The 15,989-nt window shown below is 45.6% G+C and carries 14 protein-coding genes and 1 riboswitch; of the genes, 7 read left to right on the top strand and 7 right to left on the bottom strand.

Going from position 1 to position 15,989, the window contains the following annotated elements:
* The first annotated feature begins 205 nt into the window (after positions 1–205).
* Positions 206–1,051 (top strand): MBL fold metallo-hydrolase, encoded by an 846-nt coding sequence (locus MHH93_RS01280; protein WP_500052320.1) that lies wholly within the window; start codon positions 206–208, stop codon positions 1,049–1,051.
* Positions 1,052–1,196: 145 nt separating this feature from the next.
* Here MHH93_RS01280 and MHH93_RS01275 read toward each other — a convergent pair whose 3' ends face one another.
* Positions 1,197–1,406 (bottom strand): hypothetical protein, encoded by a 210-nt coding sequence (locus MHH93_RS01275; protein WP_500052318.1) that lies wholly within the window; start codon positions 1,404–1,406, stop codon positions 1,197–1,199.
* Between the two features lie 147 nt (positions 1,407–1,553).
* Entirely contained in the window at positions 1,554–2,831 is a 1,278-nt protein-coding gene (locus MHH93_RS01270) for a WD40/YVTN/BNR-like repeat-containing protein (protein WP_500052317.1), read from the bottom strand.
* A 335-nt stretch (positions 2,832–3,166) separates the two neighbouring features.
* Here MHH93_RS01270 and MHH93_RS01265 point away from each other — a divergent pair, with 335 nt between their 5' ends.
* Positions 3,167–4,096: an L-lactate dehydrogenase gene (locus MHH93_RS01265; protein ID WP_500052316.1), complete on the top strand. Its 930-nt coding sequence runs from the start codon at positions 3,167–3,169 to the stop codon at positions 4,094–4,096.
* Between the two features lie 292 nt (positions 4,097–4,388).
* Here the strand turns inward: MHH93_RS01265 and MHH93_RS01260 are convergent, their stop codons facing one another.
* The 5 genes from MHH93_RS01260 to MHH93_RS01240 form a co-directional block, all read right to left on the bottom strand.
* Complete coding sequence (locus MHH93_RS01260) at positions 4,389–5,309, bottom strand: tyrosine-type recombinase/integrase (protein ID WP_500052315.1); 921 nt, start codon at positions 5,307–5,309, stop codon at positions 4,389–4,391.
* 94 nt (positions 5,310–5,403) lie between these two features.
* Positions 5,404–6,483, bottom strand: a complete 1,080-nt coding sequence (locus MHH93_RS01255) for a hypothetical protein (RefSeq protein ID WP_500052313.1) — start codon at positions 6,481–6,483, stop codon at positions 5,404–5,406.
* A 259-nt stretch (positions 6,484–6,742) separates the two neighbouring features.
* Positions 6,743–8,179, bottom strand: a complete 1,437-nt coding sequence (gene bcaP / locus MHH93_RS01250) for a branched-chain amino acid transporter BcaP (protein ID WP_339783304.1) — start codon at positions 8,177–8,179, stop codon at positions 6,743–6,745.
* A 518-nt stretch (positions 8,180–8,697) separates the two neighbouring features.
* Positions 8,698–10,074: an amidohydrolase family protein gene (locus tag MHH93_RS01245; protein WP_500052311.1), complete on the bottom strand. Its 1,377-nt coding sequence runs from the start codon at positions 10,072–10,074 to the stop codon at positions 8,698–8,700.
* Between the two features lie 111 nt (positions 10,075–10,185).
* Complete coding sequence (locus MHH93_RS01240) at positions 10,186–10,737, bottom strand: CGNR zinc finger domain-containing protein (protein ID WP_500052309.1); 552 nt, start codon at positions 10,735–10,737, stop codon at positions 10,186–10,188.
* Between the two features lie 144 nt (positions 10,738–10,881).
* Between MHH93_RS01240 and MHH93_RS01235 the strand changes: the two genes are divergently transcribed.
* The 5 genes from MHH93_RS01235 to MHH93_RS01215 all read left to right on the top strand — a co-directional run bounded on the left by MHH93_RS01235 (position 10,882) and on the right by MHH93_RS01215 (position 15,936).
* Complete coding sequence (locus MHH93_RS01235; protein WP_500052307.1) at positions 10,882–11,382, top strand: DinB family protein; 501 nt, start codon at positions 10,882–10,884, stop codon at positions 11,380–11,382.
* Between the two features lie 83 nt (positions 11,383–11,465).
* Positions 11,466–11,619: riboswitch (FMN riboswitch) on the top strand.
* Positions 11,620–11,763: 144 nt separating this feature from the next.
* Entirely contained in the window at positions 11,764–12,744 is a 981-nt protein-coding gene (locus tag MHH93_RS01230) for a DMT family transporter (RefSeq protein ID WP_500052306.1), read from the top strand.
* A gap of 197 nt (positions 12,745–12,941) precedes the next feature.
* Positions 12,942–14,438, top strand: a complete 1,497-nt coding sequence (locus MHH93_RS01225) for an amidase (RefSeq protein WP_500052304.1) — start codon at positions 12,942–12,944, stop codon at positions 14,436–14,438.
* A gap of 129 nt (positions 14,439–14,567) precedes the next feature.
* A complete protein-coding gene (locus tag MHH93_RS01220) occupies positions 14,568–15,176 on the top strand; it encodes a DUF1989 domain-containing protein (RefSeq protein ID WP_500052302.1) in 609 nt (202 codons plus the stop codon).
* 133 nt (positions 15,177–15,309) lie between these two features.
* Positions 15,310–15,936, top strand: a complete 627-nt coding sequence (locus MHH93_RS01215) for a LysE family translocator (protein WP_500052300.1) — start codon at positions 15,310–15,312, stop codon at positions 15,934–15,936.
* The last annotated feature ends 53 nt before the right edge of the window (positions 15,937–15,989 follow it).

Raw genomic sequence — 15,989 nt, 5'->3', positions numbered from 1 at the left:
TCATGAGATACATATTCATAAGTAAAAAAATACCGATGGTATAATGGATTCATTTTTTTCGCACAGCGACACGCATGTAAAAAGCGCTAGTTTTGTCCATTAATTGTTTGCTAATCCGCCTGCGGAAGGGTAGGAAATCGGATAATTCTAAACTTCTGGGTATACTACAGCAAGTCAATTTAACATCGATAAGGAGGATGAGCTAATGAAAGAAGAATTGAATTACGGTACAGATTATAAGTTTATTCCTGTAACTTCAGTGGGAAGTGGTATGGGGACTGAAATACTACCTGATTTATTTTGCTACACGATTCAAATTGTAAATATCTGTTTAGTAGGTAACCCGAAATCTGACGAGTTCGTTTTAGTAGATGCCGGAATGCCAAAGTCAGCAAATGAAATAATTTCTGTCATTGAGGAACGTTTCGGTGCAAACAGCCGGCCCAAAGCAGTAATTTTGACCCATGGACACTTTGATCATGTCGGAGGGGTGATCGAACTCGTAGAACACTGGGGAGTTCCGGTTTATGCACATCCGCTAGAGCTCCCGTTCCTCACAGGGGTAAAAAATTACCCGGAACCAGACCCTACGGTTGAAGGTGGTTTGGTAGCGAAGATGTCGCCATCTTTTCCCAATGAACCAATAAACCTTGGAAGTCATGTACAAACGTTACCCCCGAACGGAAGTGTACCCCATATGCCAGGATTTAGGTGGATTCATACCCCAGGACATTCTCCCGGTCATGTTTCGTTGTTTAGGGAAAGTGACGGAGCGTTAATCGCAGGTGACGCCTTTGCTACTGTAAAACAAGAGTATATGTATAAAGTATTAAATCAGGAATTGGAGATAAGTGGACCCCCTCGCTATTTAACAACTGATTGGGAAGCTGCAAAGCAATCTGTTGTTAAACTTGAGAGTTTAAAGCCATTGGTTGCTGTAACTGGCCATGGACTACCGATGTCTGGTGAATTACTAACAACAAGCCTGAGAAAACTGGTTAATGAATTTGACCGTATTGCCGTTCCGGATTATGGAAAGTACGTAAACTAATTTTTCTCTTCGAGCATAGTACTGTGAAGTGATAAATATGAGTGCGCTGTGGAAATGTGATTTTTTCAGTTGTTTTCAAAAAAAATAAGCCCCCAGCAGGGGGCAAAACGTTGATATATCAGCTTTTTTTGATCAGTCTTGATGACTAAGCGTACATCAAGTCCATAAACCCGCGAGTTACTTCTCCACCTTCTGCTGGTTCGGGCTGGTCTGCCTGTGCGTGTTCTGCCATGCAAGCCTTCACCGCTTCCTCTGTCGTACAACGATTCGCATCGTCACATGTGTAGCATAATTGAAGCATATATCTGGTTAAATCGTCCGCCTGCGTGAATTGAGTCTGATCGTTGGTTCTCATCTTCATCACTCCTTCTCTTGTTGAGTTAAATATATCACCTTCTAACAGTTTTATTTGTGATTTATTTCACAAACTAAACAAAAAAGAAAAGGAACCTTTCGGCTCCTCACTTTCCCTATATCTAATCACATCGATAACACTCTACATTTAAAGCACTTTCCAATGTACACCGCCGTCCACCGTTTGCAATAACAACGATCTTTTGGCATCTGTATTCTCAACCAATACCCAGCCTAGCTTGGAGGTAATCATCTGAATCTTCACGATCTCGGGATAGTCTTCGAGTATTTTCTCAAGCACACTGCTTGCAGGAAGAGCATTCCACGTTTTACCCGTATCCTTGGTGTGGTAGGTTATGCCCTTTTGCATGGCCCAACCTTCCGATGCATTCAAAAATACAGGTGAAAGATTGCGATTCGCACCCGTTTGTTTGTTTAAAGTAAAATTGGACAGCTTCCAGCTCTTTCCGCCATCAGCGGTAAAGAATCCATTGAATGTCGTGCTCTCCCCATGGGAACATGACATGGACATCCAGGCTGACTGTGCTTCACGTCCAAAAAATTGTGGTGGACTGATACTGAAATTACCACACCCGTTGAATTTTTTTCGATCAAAGAAAGATGGTCCTGCATCCCAGTTCTCTCCGCCGTCTGTGGTCACATACAACTTCGGTGTACCGAACTCAATCGCTGTCAAGAAACCATGCTTCGGATCCGAGAAAGTCATGCCTGTGGTATATCCACGTCTGGAAATCTCTTCTGCTTCCTGTTTATTGTCTTCATCACTGGATGACATCCGATTCCAGGTAATTCCGCCGTCCTCGGTAAAGTACAGTTTCTTGTCCTGCTTACCAATAGCGGTATCTACCGTGGTAAGAATCCAGCCTTTTTCAGGAGATACAAATGAGATCGCAGTCACTTTATCCGTCTTGGATAGAGAAGAGAGACTCCAGGTTACGCCCCCATTGTTGGTGCGAAGCACCATGGTATCTGTTCCCCCCATGCCTTCTCGAACAATCCAACCATGTGTACGATCTACAAAATAAATGCTTTGTCCATATTTAGGGTTAGCCGGAAATTGTACATTTTCCGAGGGTGAAATATTAGTCCAGGTTTTCCCCTGGTCCTGTGTATAGTACAGTCGCAACGCATTCCGCGTCACACCCCACGCCAATCCCCCGTTGTCATTGAGCAACTGAAAATCGGTTAATCGGGTCTGTATTTGGTACTTGGCCATATCTGCAGATTCTGTACTGTTTACAGGGGGAACGACAGTTAATGTCTGCCCTGTATTCCCGGCGTCCTCTTGCTGCTGCGGAGGTTCTGCTACCGGAGGTTGATCTGAGTCGGTGCATGCAGCGAGTAAGGCTGCTATACCTATAGACAGCAATGCTGTCTGCGCGATTTTGATCCATTGCGAACGCAAGTGGGTTCCACCTCTCTCATCCAATATACAGGCGCGCATGCCTGTCCTATGGCGTTATATTTACGATTCATCAGAATCCACTGCTCCTATTCTACCACAAACCTTGCGTAAAAGGCTCATTGCCCCATCTAGGGCTGCCCTACTCCCTCTTTTCAACTGAAGCTCTGGGCTAGGTGTTGCACATGTATATCATTAATTTCATCCTAAACTGTTTTTCGACGGAATAATTGGTAAAAAGACATGAAATGTGAACTATTTTATAGACAACACTCGCTTTATATTCTGTAATCCCTTAATATGGATGGGAGTATAACCCAAAAGGAGTGGATATGAACATGACAAATAGTGCAGCATTGAAACCAAGTCGTGTCGTGATTGTAGGCATGGGTGCGGTGGGAACAACAACGGGATACACGCTAATGTTGAGACAGCGTTCGTCCGAGTTGGTATTTGTGGATGTGAATCATGATAAGGCAACCGGCGAAATGCTGGATATGAACCACGGTCTTCCGTTTACGGGTGGCGTGAAAGTATGGGCTGGCGATTATTCCGACTGCAAAGATGCAGATATCATTATTATTACAGCAGGTGCTTCCCAGAAACCAGGCGAGACCCGGATTGATCTGCTGAAGAAAAATGCAAGCATTTTCAAAGAAATTATTGAGCGTATTACTGAAGTGAATTCTCATGGTATTTTGTTAATCGCAACGAATCCTGTAGATATTCTGTCCTATACTTCATGGAAACAAAGCGGATGGCCGGCTTCTCGTGTCATTGGTTCAGGTACATTGCTCGATAGCGCACGTTTCCGTTACCTGATTGGTAAGAACAAAGGGATCGACCCACGGAGTATTCACGCCCACATTATTGGTGAGCATGGTGATTCCGAAGTACCCGTATGGAGTTTGGCTAACGTTGCAGGAACAGATCTGGAATTGGATGAAGAAACACAACAGGATATCTTTGACCGTACCAAAAATGCAGCGTATGAGATTATTAATGCCAAAGGCGCAACTTCCTATGCAATCGCCCTTGCTCTGGACCGCATTGTAGCTGCAATTCTCGGCAACGAAGGCTCCGTTCTGAACGTGTCCACATTCCTCGAAGATTACAATGGCGTCTCGGATGTCTATCTGGGCGTACCATGTGTTGTAGATCGCAACGGTGTGCGCGAGATTCTGCCTCTTCCATTGAATGAATCCGAGAAAGTGGCTTTCCAGGCTTCTGCTAACAAATTAAAAGAACAAATCGCTGGATTGGAGTAACCCAGGCTTAGAACACGAACTCTTTTATGTTATGAACAATTCAACGCATTAAACGTTATGAATTAAGATACTCGTTATAGCCCAAAGAACCATTTGTTTCTTCCAGAGAGAAAATTCAAATGGTTCTTTGGTTTGATATCAATAATAAGAAAGACTGCTTAAGATACTAGACGTCTGATTAGGTTAACATAATATTAATTATGTTATAATATTCATCATCTATATGAACACAGAAAGAGCCTGTCACTTGGACAGACTCTTATTTTGGATTACATATTGGCTTTCTTACTTCTTAATATGTCGGGAGTTTAACATCCAGCAGAGCCATGGCCTCTTCTTTCTCCCTGCTGGTGACATGTGTATAGACAGTTGTCGTTTGAATCGATGCGTGACCGAGCAGCTCCTGTACCGTACGCAGGTCGGCTCCACGCCGCAACATCATGGTCGCGAAGGAATGACGCAGCTTATGACTGGAGTAGTTTTGACGTTGATTGGTTGGTGATTCCTGCTGGAAGCGTTCAAAGGTTTCCGTTGATATGAGCTGAATGCTGCGAATCGACAGTCTCTTTCCTTTTTGCGAGACAAACAGTGCTTCCTCTTTCGGTCGCCAAGGTTCCAAACGCTCAGCCATCGCTTGAGACAATACGTTTGCCACGGTCTCCGGTACAGGTAGCGAGCGCCATTTACGACCTTTACCAAATACATCCAATGTACGCCGCTCCGCATTATAGTCTTTGCAATCCAAAGCATGCACTTCTCCAACCCGTAATCCCATATACCCCATCAGTAGGAAAACAGCCAGATTGCGTGTGCGATACTTGCCTTCTACCGACTCCAGGAAACGTGTCAGCCCACTTTCATCAAGGAAAACGGGCGCACGGTTCTTCTCGGTTTTGGATTTTTTGATCCCAAAGGCAGGATTATTGGTTAACAATTCGAGCTCAATGAGGGACTTGTAAAAGCAGTTCACCGCCGCATGTTTGCGATTTCTCGTGGCATCACTAACCCCACGCTCCCGGGCACGGGACAGAAAAGACAACACATGCAGCTTTTTGACCTGCTCCAGTGACTTCCCTTGAATGGAGATCAGGAATTCCACCACGTCACCCGTGTATGATTTTACCGTATGGCCTGTATATCCGGCGTCCTTCATCCATATGTGAAAAGCTTCTAGCTCGTCCGCATATTGCTCCTGGATCTCCTCAGTCATCATCTGTCTTCCTCACCTCAATTCGGTTAAAATTGACTAAGATTAATTACACGGGCACTGCGATGACAGAACAACCTTCCTAAGCTAAACAGATACCCTACTCTTCTTCCACTATGACAACGTTGATCAACGGAATAATCACTTCGGGTTCGCCCTGACTGCGCGTAAGTACAAACGATGGCAATGGATTCTCGTGCAGGCCATTTACGGATTCACAGATCTGAGTATACATATCCATATGCAATGTCTCACCTTCACCCGCCACATCAATGAGAGGCCAATCGTTCTGAACACAGGCAGGCCAGTTCGCCAGTTCATTCGCCGGCACAATACTTAATTGCTGAATGGACGGATCGATACGGTAGATTCCTTGCCGTTCAGGTTCATCACCCAGCTTGTCCACGGCAAGCATTCGAGCAGATGACTGGTCCGGTGCAGAATAGAGTGAATAACACCACGGCGTCACGCCCCATGCCATCGCAATTAGACCTTCTTCCAGCAACGTATCCGACAGTTCCCCTTCTGCAAATTGTTCAATCAGATTGTGGTTACCTGGTCCGATCAGTTCCTCTATACGTTGAGCAAGTCGAGGCAGGTCAGCGAGAATGAATCCTCCTCTGCCGTAGGAGTCAAACACATGGTGATTTCTGCTCCACACAGCTTGAGATGATGAATTCAAGGACGCTGCTTCTGCCGGGAAAAGCGATATATATACGGTAATCACCTGCGCGTACTTAACCATCGCAATCTGCTCAGGTTCAAGCGCGCCTTCAGCAATGCGAGGTGTTTTCATATGCAAGGAGATTCGAAGTTCGTATTCCCCTTCTGTAAATGCTGACCAACCCAGATTAACCTGCTGTTCTACACCTTCAATAGAAGCAATGGAGATCGTGCTATCCGGTTTCAGGTTAACAGCATACTGCATGTATGCCAGCTCCTGACCATAGATGATATTGGCATCCTGACGATTGACCGGTGAATCCAACGGTTGTGCAATGACAGATACCTTACGTCCATCCTTCAGAAGACGCTGCGGATCAATATCCAACTGTAAGGTTTGTGAATCCTCTAATTGTGAAACAATTAATTGCGCCTCTGCAAGTACGGATGAGTCAGCTAATGCAAATCCAAAAGTTGCATTTTGATGATTTGAATTCGTATGTAATGGTGTGTTCATGATACATCCCCTCTCTTATGTCTGATGGCATGTCACAACCCCAAATATATTTCATATTTGGCTTAGCCGCAACCCCGCCCCCGTGATTAAGTTCGTCACGTCCCTAATTACTTACCCATATATGAAGAAAATTCCAACCTTCCCCTGCTGTTATCCTCCTTTGTCCTGCTATATAAAAAAATCCCCATCCCGCTTCGCCTAAGCGATACGAAATGAGGAAAAATGAAGATGTTCTCGGGTAAAGACCTTCTCGACTAATCTATTTGTCCTTCGCTCTGAAAGCACTGGAGATCCGGCGTGCCGGATTCAGATGACTGTAATGCCGTCCATACGCAAAGTAGATAATCAATCCGATGATCAACCAAGCAAAGAACGTTATCCATGTCAGAGCCGCAAGGCGTGTCATCAGGTATACACAACCCAAAGCACTCAGAATCGGAATCAGTGGCACAAGTGGAACGCGGAATCCGCGTTTGAGATCCGGGTTATTTTTACGCAACACAATAATGCCCAGACTTACAACTGCAAAAGCAAACAACGTTCCGATGTTCGTAAGCTCTGCCAAGTGTCCCAGCGAGATGAACCCGGAGAACAAAGCCACGATAATGCCTGCAACCCATGTTCCTACCGCCGGTGTCTGACTCTTACCACTAACTTTGGAGAAGACGGGAGACAGCAGTCCGTCACGAGACATGGAATAGAGCAGTCGTGTCTGGCCATACATCATGACCAGCAATACCGTCGTAATCCCCGCAATTGCTCCAAGAGATACGATCCAGGATAATCCCTTTAATTGAACAAATTCAAATGCAAACGCCACCGGATCACTTACATTCAACATGTTATACGGCACAATGCCTGTGAGAATCAACGAAACAACAATGTAGAGCACCGTACAGATCGCCAGTGACGCAATAATACCGATCGGCAAATCCCGTTGTGGCCGTTTGACCTCTTCTGCCGCAGTGGAGACCGCATCAAATCCGATGTAAGCAAAAAATACCGTAGCTGCTCCCGCAGTTACGCCTGAGATACCAAAGGGCAAGAAGGGTTGCCAGTTCGTTGGCTCTACATAGAAGACACCCACACCAATGAAGATCAACACCACGATAATTTTGATCGCGACCATGATGCCGTTCGCACGAGCCGCCTCCTTCACCCCTCGGGTTAACAGGAAGGTGATAATTAACGTAATGACCGCAGCCGTGATGTCAAAATAAGTTCCTTTTTCCGGACTGAACGCACTCGTCAGTGCATGTGGTAACTCCAATCCGAATCCGGACAATAACGTCTGGAAATATCCTGACCACCCGCTGGCTACTGCCGCACTCGCGAATCCATACTCCAATATCAGATCCCATCCCAGAATCCAGGCAATCACTTCACCAAAAGCCGTATAACTATACGTGTACGCACTACCCGATGCCGGTATGCTTGAGGCAAATTCCGAGTAACACAAGGCAGCGAATGCACATATGATACCTGCCAGCAAAAATGACAGTACAAGTCCGGGTCCGGCATACGTTGCGGCAGCTACACCGGTAAGCACAAAAATGCCTGTACCAATAATGGCACCTACCCCAAGTGTGGTTAAATCCAACGGACCGAGCGCTCGTTTCAATGCACTGTTGTTATCGCCCCCGGAGGCAATTGGTTTTTTACGAAATAATGAAGATCGTTGTTCGTTCTCACGCATAGTCATGTTCCTCTCGTCATGAATCTTAAATGTGCTATGGATGTAGCAGAGATTGGATGGCTTCCCATCTGTTCTATGAAAAAGTCATTTGTTCTATCTTATCGATCACCTATAAAAACCTATCGAATTCTACACGTTATCGCGTTGCTTGGTTAAATTTATTTTTAAGGATCTCTTATTTTGTTCTTTTTTCGCGAAAATTATCATGAACTGTTGCACGGTGATGAATATGAAAATCGTTTTAAAACAAAACTGCGTATAATTTATATTATGCGCAGTTTTATGAGCCTTAATTTTCGTGATTAATACATTATCATCCTTGTTATCCGAAGTTAAGAAAAAGAGAGCTCTTTTCGTCTTTTTCCGCTGTCTCTTCCTCTCTTATCCTGTCTAATTCAACGATATGAAGGCATGTAAAAGAGCCACATATCATTATGCGGCCCTTCATTTCTTACTATAGGTAGAATTGTATATAAAAATACGAACTGACTTCATTTCAGTTTTCTATGAAAAACGATTCATGAAAAAGCAATTCTCTCCGCATCCGACATCCGATATTGGGATAACAAATAATCTTTGCTCTTCATCGCCGTATGACGAATTGCGTCCAGATCAACATGGAGCAGCTTGCCCTCTCGCTTCACGAGTCTACCTGCCACAAAGACCGTATCCACGTTGGATGGATTGGCAAATTGCACAACAGCGCCGATTGGATCATGAACGGGGAACATATTCAGATCGGTGGTCCGAATCATGATCAGATCTGCTTCCTTCCCTGGGGTCAACGTGCCCACCTTCTGTTCCAATCCCAATGCTTGGGCACCAGCTGAAGTTGCGAATCTCAGTACTTGGCTTGACTGCAAGTTCAATTCACCCGGCATCTCACCCTGTTTCAGAAGTTGTTCATTGGCTCTGGATCGTTCAGCTTGCAATGCAAACTTCATCTGTGAGAACATATCTCCGCCTGTGGACGTTACCACATCTACACCCAGTGTAGGGGTTCCCCCGTGTTCAAGAAAATATCCGGTGCCCGGATATCCATGCCCCATCATCATTTCGACCTCAGGTGTGACCGACAAGGAAGCGCCGCTATCTGCCAGCATTTTGTATTCATCCATGCCCATAGTGTTACCATGAACAATATTCACTCTTGGACTCAACAGTCCCGCTTCGTACAAGTGGCTAATGGATCGATCCACAGAACCCCAAGTGCCAAATCCGGCATGCATGGAACAGATTGCATCCAACTCTTGAGCCAGCTCGATCTCCTTCACGGTTGTATCCCAATGGCTGAACTCCGGACCACGAATAGCAAGCCCATAGGTAAGCAGCTGATCCCGTGATGAAAAATACCGTTCTTTGACTCTTCGCACATCATTCGAATATGTCAGTAGGCTATCCCGATTCCAATAGTTTGTCTCACCAGGTACTCCGTGAGCAAATACCGCGCGAATCCCCGCATCCTGAAGTCCACGAATCAGTTCATCTGTGTGCTCAGTGGAGTATGGCATGCTCCAATCTAATACGGTCGTCACTCCTGCATTAAGCGCTTCCAAGGAACCGAGCAGGTTAGCAATATAACTATCTTCTGGACGGAGCTTGCTTCCCATCGCACCATAATAGAGATTCTGCAAATAAACGGGTAACGACCAGTTGGTTCCCGCTGTTTTGACCAGTGATTCCCACATATGCCGATGCGTGTCCACCAGCCCAGGCATAATAATCATCGATGAAGCATCAATGACCTCCGCACCCGGAATATCCAGGTCGGGCTGGATCGCCATGATCAGTGAATCCTGAATCAGAACGTCTGCCCTCTTATACTGTCCAATTCGAGCATCCATCGACAACACACAGCCATTTTTCAACAGATAACTTGTCCGCACAAGACACATCTCCCATCTGATTTGGTTAGAAAGACGATCACATTCTTTATACGAATTCGTACTGCTTCTGACTATTTTTTCGCTAGTATATATACATTATATAGTTATTGTTAGTATTTATCAATTTTGGGATTTGCGTTTCGCCCGAAATCTTCTAACCTTCATCAGATTGCCACACATCTTATCATCACAGTACTTCTGTGTTCTGCTTCGGGTGTCATCATAGAACATCCAGCGACAATCCGAATTATCACAGATCCGAATCCGATTACTCTCACCCTCCACCAAAGTCATAGCAAAGTCAGCAGCAACCTCAGCCATAACCTGCTGCCAATGAGCTTCTACAGCTACCAATCGAAGTTTCAATTCCTGATCAATTGTAATCAATGTTCTTTTTACACGCCCTGCTTCCATAACGCTGTTCAACCATTGTTTTTCTGTATCCGTTAATGATGACCCACAAGACAAGCGGGCTCCAAGAGCCATCAATTTATCCCTGAAATTTCTCATCGATAACTCATCTTCTGGAGAGGCAGGGACAGAAGCCTGAAGTTGCCATCGATCCAAAAATTCTTGCTGCCAGCTCCCCTTACCGAGCCTGTCCTCCGATCGATCTCCCCCACGCCAATCATGATAATCGCTGTTTACAAAATCAGTCCAAAGTCTGTCCATGTTTACCTCCGTTCAGTGTAACTATCTTAATTCAATAAAGGCGGTTACACTCTGTCTTTGATGTGTTATATTAAGTGTAACCTCATTAATCAGTTTTAGCTAGTTACGTCATACATCACAATAATACTCAAGGAGGAAACGGCAATGACAAAAACAACAGCATTAGATGTGTTACTGATTCAAAAGGATGATACATGGGATCAATGCAATTGGATTGTACCTTTGTCGAAGTCCTTGGAAGGTCTTACAGCAGAACAAGCAGCCTGGATTCCACCCTCAGGAGGATTAAGCATCTGGCAGTTGGTTAACCATATGTATTATTACAATCATCGCTTATTATGTCGTATTCAAGGTAAAGAGCCTACTCTTCCTGCTGTAGACTCCAATGAATACACGTTTGGTAATCCTGGGGATGCAACGGATGAAGCCGGATGGAATACACTGATGAAGAGTACAGCTCGATTAGCCCAACAGTTGCGAGATCAATTGGCTGCACTTGAAGAATCTGACCTTGAAGCTGCATATATGGATTCCAAAGAGAAATGGGCACACGAACTTGCCCGGTGGATACTTCACGATGCCTATCACGCAGGCCAGATCGTGCTCCTTCGCAGACAGCAAGGAAGCTGGAAAATCGTTTTCTAAAATAATGCTTGAACTGCTAGCGCTTACAGGAATAAGATGAACTTATTAATGTTACAGCTTGTTTAATACACTATATAATTGAATAGGATCTTCGGGGTAGGGTGTAATTCCCAACCGGCGGTGATGTTCTTCGGAACCAGCCCGCGACTCGCTAGTTGTTCTTAACAAAGGACATCTAGCGACTGACTTGGTGTGAATCCAAGGCCGACGGTACAGTCCGGATGAGAGAAGATCAACACATTGACATGCCGTTCATGGGAAGGCCTCTTTCCTGACGCATGTCCTTGGATGAGCCCCCGTTTATTTGGTTTATACCAAAACGGGGGCTTTTGTCGATTTTGCCAACTGAAGATTCCGTGTTCTGACGAAGGAGTCCTGAATATGGAAAAGACATCAGCAGCATCACCTGTTTACCGCAAGGAACGAAGTAATACCGGATTCTGGCTTGTAGTTCTCGGAGCTGCCCTGTGGGGTGTGGACCCACTCTTCCGCATTATTTTACTCAAAACAATGACATCCACACAGATTGTACTGGTCGAACATATCATCGTAAGTCTGGTCGCCATTCCCGTGCTGTGGAAATTCCGGGCTGATCTGAAAAACCTGCGTGCTCGCCACTGGATTGCGGTGATCTTTATCTCATGGGGAGGATCAGCACTCGCAACAGTATTGTTCACCATGGCACTTACACATAACGATCCGAATACGGTGCTGTTATTGCAAAAAATGCAACCCCTCTTTGCTATCGTACTGGCTAAGCTGTTATTGAAAGAAACGTTGCCACGTCGCTTCGGCGGACTGTTCATCATCGCATTAGCAGGAACGTATCTACTTACATTCGGCTTCACATTGCCATTAGGGAACTGGGACAACTGGATCCATGCTGGAAGCTTATTATCTCTTGGAGCTGCTGCTTTATGGGGAGGTTCAACGGTTATGGGCCGACTGATGTTAGGGCAGGCACGTTACGAAACCGTCACCTCCCTTCGCTTCGTGGTTGCTCTCCCGCTCCTGATCTTTATGACGTGGAACGAAGGTGCGGCATGGACACTTCCATCCGGAACTGGAGAACAGACTGCTGTCATTCTCAACATTCTCGGTCAGGCCTTGTTACCAGGTCTGCTCAGTCTTCTGTTGTATTACAAAGGTCTGTCCTCAACCAAAGCTTCTGTTGCAACTCTCGCGGAACTTAGCTTCCCGATGGCAGGTGTGTTGGTGAACTGGATTGCTTTCCGAACATTGATTACATGGGAGCAACTGCTCGGTTTTATCCTGATATGGGTGGCGCTTTTCGCCATTTCCAAACAGCAGGAACGATCATCAACTCCGGCCGATGCGGCACCAAAGCTGCGAACAGAGTAAGGTAATGTCCGAGCATCACATATAAATCAATAATCATCAAATATTAAAATTAAACCATTGCACATCAATTAGATGAGCAGTGGTTTTTTATTTCCATGACTCGATAATAATTGAACTGTTTTGTCTTTTGTCTAAACCGGTGGTACGATGACATATGGAATAAACAGATGAATTATATTCAGAGAGGAACGATCAACATGTCTTCATTCTCATATACCTCCTACGACGCCGTAGGTTTGGCTGAACTGGTCCGATCCCGGGAAGTATCCCCGGTTGAATTGCTGGAAGCGGCGTTTGCACGCCTTGAAGAAGTGAATCCGCAACTTAATGCGGTCATTCGTACATATGAAACCCGTGCACGGGAGGAAGCTGGCTTAGTTCGCCCTGGAGAACAACCTTTTGCCGGTGTGCCCCTGCTCTTGAAAGATATTTCGCAATCTTTGGAAGGTGAATTTCTAACTTCAGGCTCACGTTTGTTCAGCGAGCATCGCGCATTACGCAATTCGAATTTTGTCACTCGACTGCGTGATGCAGGTTTTATCATCATGGGACATACCAATACGCCCGAGTTTGGCTTGAAAAATATTACCGAGCCCCGTCTTCATGGTCCAAGTCGCAATCCATGGAATATTAATCACTCCCCAGGCGGTTCAAGTGGCGGTGCCGCCGCCGCTGTAGCTTCCGGTATCGTTCCACTTGCCGGTGCCAGTGACGGAGGCGGTTCGATCCGTATCCCGGCTTCTTTTAGTGGCTTGTTTGGTCTGAAACCAACTCGCGGGCGCACACCTGTAGGACCAGGAGTTGGTCGACAATGGCAAGGCGCGTCGATTGATTTCGCCCTCTCTCGCTCGGTTCGGGACAGTGCTGCATTGCTTGATACCTTACAAGTCATACAGCCTGAAGCTGCATTTCATGCCCCACTCTTTCCAGGCAGTTACTTGGCAGATATGAGCTATCCACATCAACGCAAACTGAAAATTGCATACACAACCGATTCGCCCGTAGGTACACCCGTCAGTCCAGAAGCCAAAGAGTCTGTATTCAAGCTCGTTCGCTGGTTGGAAGACCAAGGTCATCATGTTGAAGAAAAGCTGAGCCCAGTCAACGGAGTCAGATTAATGGAGAACTATTACATGATGAACAGTGGAGAGATGGCCGCGATGATCTCTTCTATGGAACGCTCCATGGGTCGGGCTCTGACCTCCGATGATATGGAGATTGAATCATGGGTTCTGGCTGAAGCTGGAAAAAAGGTGTCCGCTGCGGAATTCGTGCATAGCTTAGCTGAATGGGATGTAGCTGCAGCCCAGATGTCCACTTTGTTCGAGCGTTATGACTTCTACATCACACCCGTTAATGCTTTTCCTGCGCCTAAGATTGGTGAATTAACACCTCATGATGAACAGATCCATAATCTGATGCGGATTAGTGAGTTGGACAAGACCCAGCAGCAACAACTCATCTATGAAATGTTTGAGCCAAGCCTTACTTATACTCCGTTCACCCAACTTGCAAATCTGACCGGCCAGCCTGCGATAAGTGTACCTCTGCATATGACACCTGAAGGTTTGCCAATGGGCGTTCAAGTGATGGCAACCAAGGGACGCGAAGATTGGTTATTACATCTGGCTGCACAGCTGGAACAATCAGAACTCTGGGTCGGAATGAAAGGTAACCCCATGTTTCCAGCTTAGAACGTTCAGCGTGTATCTACCTTTATCATTGATCTTTACCCACCTGAGTAGGATGTGTTGCCAAAATAGTGCATGAAAGCTTCGTCTGCTCCGCATACTGAAAGCAAAAATAGCGGAGGAATGTGACGAATGAATATCAAACAGTCTCATAAACAGTCCTTTCGTATCCCTGCCAAAACGGGATATGCTCTGAAAGTAAACAAGGGTTCTTTATTACGTATAACAGATCTGGAGGGACAGCAGGTCATTGATTTTGTGGCTTACGATGCGCACGATGCTAACCATCGCTTGGACCCCGGTGTGACCATGGACGTATTGCGTACTTACCGAATTAAACCTGGACAGTTTGTGTATTCCAATCAATATCAACCAATACTCAAGATTGTCCGTGACACCGTTGGGGTACATGATTTCTTTAACTCCGCTTGTCGTCCAGAGATGTATGAGGTGTTATACGATAAAAAGGACCACGCCAGTTGTTATCACAATCTGAACACGGCACTGGAACCCTTTGGGATCTTACCACCGGATCAACACTATCCCTTTAATCTGTTTATGAAGTCCGTTGTTGAGGGTGAAGGTAAGATTGATGTTGTAGCTCCCGATTCTCGAGCGGGGGATTATATCGAGATGGAGGCATTAATGGATCTCACGATTGGGCTCTCCGCTTGCCCTTGTGAAGAAAGCTCATGCAACGGCTACAACTGCACTCCAATCCAATTGGATGTGGAACTTTAACAGAATAACAAGGCCTTGTTATGATACAAAGCAGCTTGTTCTAATTCACTCCTTGCGGGAATACGATGACTTGTACCCATTTTCTGTGACGACTGGTACAATTCATCGAACCCGTTAAGGAGTGAACGTGTTTATGTCTGTACTGTTCAGTTATATTATTCTGGGAATATCATTGTCCGCTCCAATCGGTCCGATTAACGCCGCTCAACTCGACCGTGGAGCCCGACATGGATTCATGCATGCCTGGATTTTGGGGCTCGGCGCCATGTTTGCGGATTTGGTGTATATGCTGCTGATTTATTTTGGAGTTGCCCATTTTCTGGACACGCCGTTTATGCGCTCTTTTCTCTGGTCATTTGGAAGTTTTATTCTGATTTACACAGGAGTGGAAACACTCTCGAAGCTTAGACAAGGAATTCAAGGCAAATCTACTGCGGAAGCGACTGTTCGAAAATCATTTATTTCCGGCTTTTTGATGGCCCTGTCCAATCCACTGAATATTTTGTTTTGGCTCGGCATCTACGGCTCCATTCTCGCGACGACAGTGAAACATACGGACACGGCTCATTTGCTGCTCTATAGTTCAGGCATATTCATCGGTATCTTGGTATGGGATGTCATCATGGCTGGAATGGCCAGTAGATTCCATAAACATAGCAACGAAAACATCTTACGCTGGATCTCGGTTATTTCAGGAATTTGCCTAATTGGATTTGGTTTGTATTTTGGGTACGAAGCTGTGCGTTCCATTTTTTTCTGATAATAAAATCAGGCTGGACAGTCACCCAACTTCCCCCGCATTAATACTGTAAC

This window comes from Priestia sp. FSL H7-0729, from assembly GCF_038005685.1.
GTDB lineage: Bacteria > Bacillota > Bacilli > Paenibacillales > Paenibacillaceae > Paenibacillus.
Note: the sequence above shows the minus strand (reverse complement) of the source record. Positions and strands in the feature narration are given on the sequence as shown.

What these genes read in the sequence shown, in the direction of transcription:
- MHH93_RS01235 (WP_500052307.1), top strand. Translation starts at nt 10,882, where the DNA reads ATGACAAAAACAACAGCATTAGATGTGTTACTGATTCAAAAGGATGAT.
- MHH93_RS01225 (WP_500052304.1), top strand. Translation starts at nt 12,942, where the DNA reads ATGTCTTCATTCTCATATACCTCCTACGACGCCGTAGGTTTGGCTGAA.
- MHH93_RS01255 (WP_500052313.1), bottom strand. Translation starts at nt 6,483, where the DNA reads ATGAACACACCATTACATACGAATTCAAATCATCAAAATGCAACTTTT.
- MHH93_RS01245 (WP_500052311.1), bottom strand. Translation starts at nt 10,074, where the DNA reads ATGTGTCTTGTGCGGACAAGTTATCTGTTGAAAAATGGCTGTGTGTTG.
- MHH93_RS01260 (WP_500052315.1), bottom strand. Translation starts at nt 5,309, where the DNA reads ATGATGACTGAGGAGATCCAGGAGCAATATGCGGACGAGCTAGAAGCT.
- MHH93_RS01280 (WP_500052320.1), top strand. Translation starts at nt 206, where the DNA reads ATGAAAGAAGAATTGAATTACGGTACAGATTATAAGTTTATTCCTGTA.
- MHH93_RS01275 (WP_500052318.1), bottom strand. Translation starts at nt 1,406, where the DNA reads ATGAGAACCAACGATCAGACTCAATTCACGCAGGCGGACGATTTAACC.
- bcaP (WP_339783304.1), bottom strand. Translation starts at nt 8,179, where the DNA reads ATGCGTGAGAACGAACAACGATCTTCATTATTTCGTAAAAAACCAATT.
- MHH93_RS01230 (WP_500052306.1), top strand. Translation starts at nt 11,764, where the DNA reads ATGGAAAAGACATCAGCAGCATCACCTGTTTACCGCAAGGAACGAAGT.
- MHH93_RS01240 (WP_500052309.1), bottom strand. Translation starts at nt 10,737, where the DNA reads ATGGACAGACTTTGGACTGATTTTGTAAACAGCGATTATCATGATTGG.
- MHH93_RS01265 (WP_500052316.1), top strand. Translation starts at nt 3,167, where the DNA reads ATGACAAATAGTGCAGCATTGAAACCAAGTCGTGTCGTGATTGTAGGC.
- MHH93_RS01215 (WP_500052300.1), top strand. Translation starts at nt 15,310, where the DNA reads ATGTCTGTACTGTTCAGTTATATTATTCTGGGAATATCATTGTCCGCT.
- MHH93_RS01220 (WP_500052302.1), top strand. Translation starts at nt 14,568, where the DNA reads ATGAATATCAAACAGTCTCATAAACAGTCCTTTCGTATCCCTGCCAAA.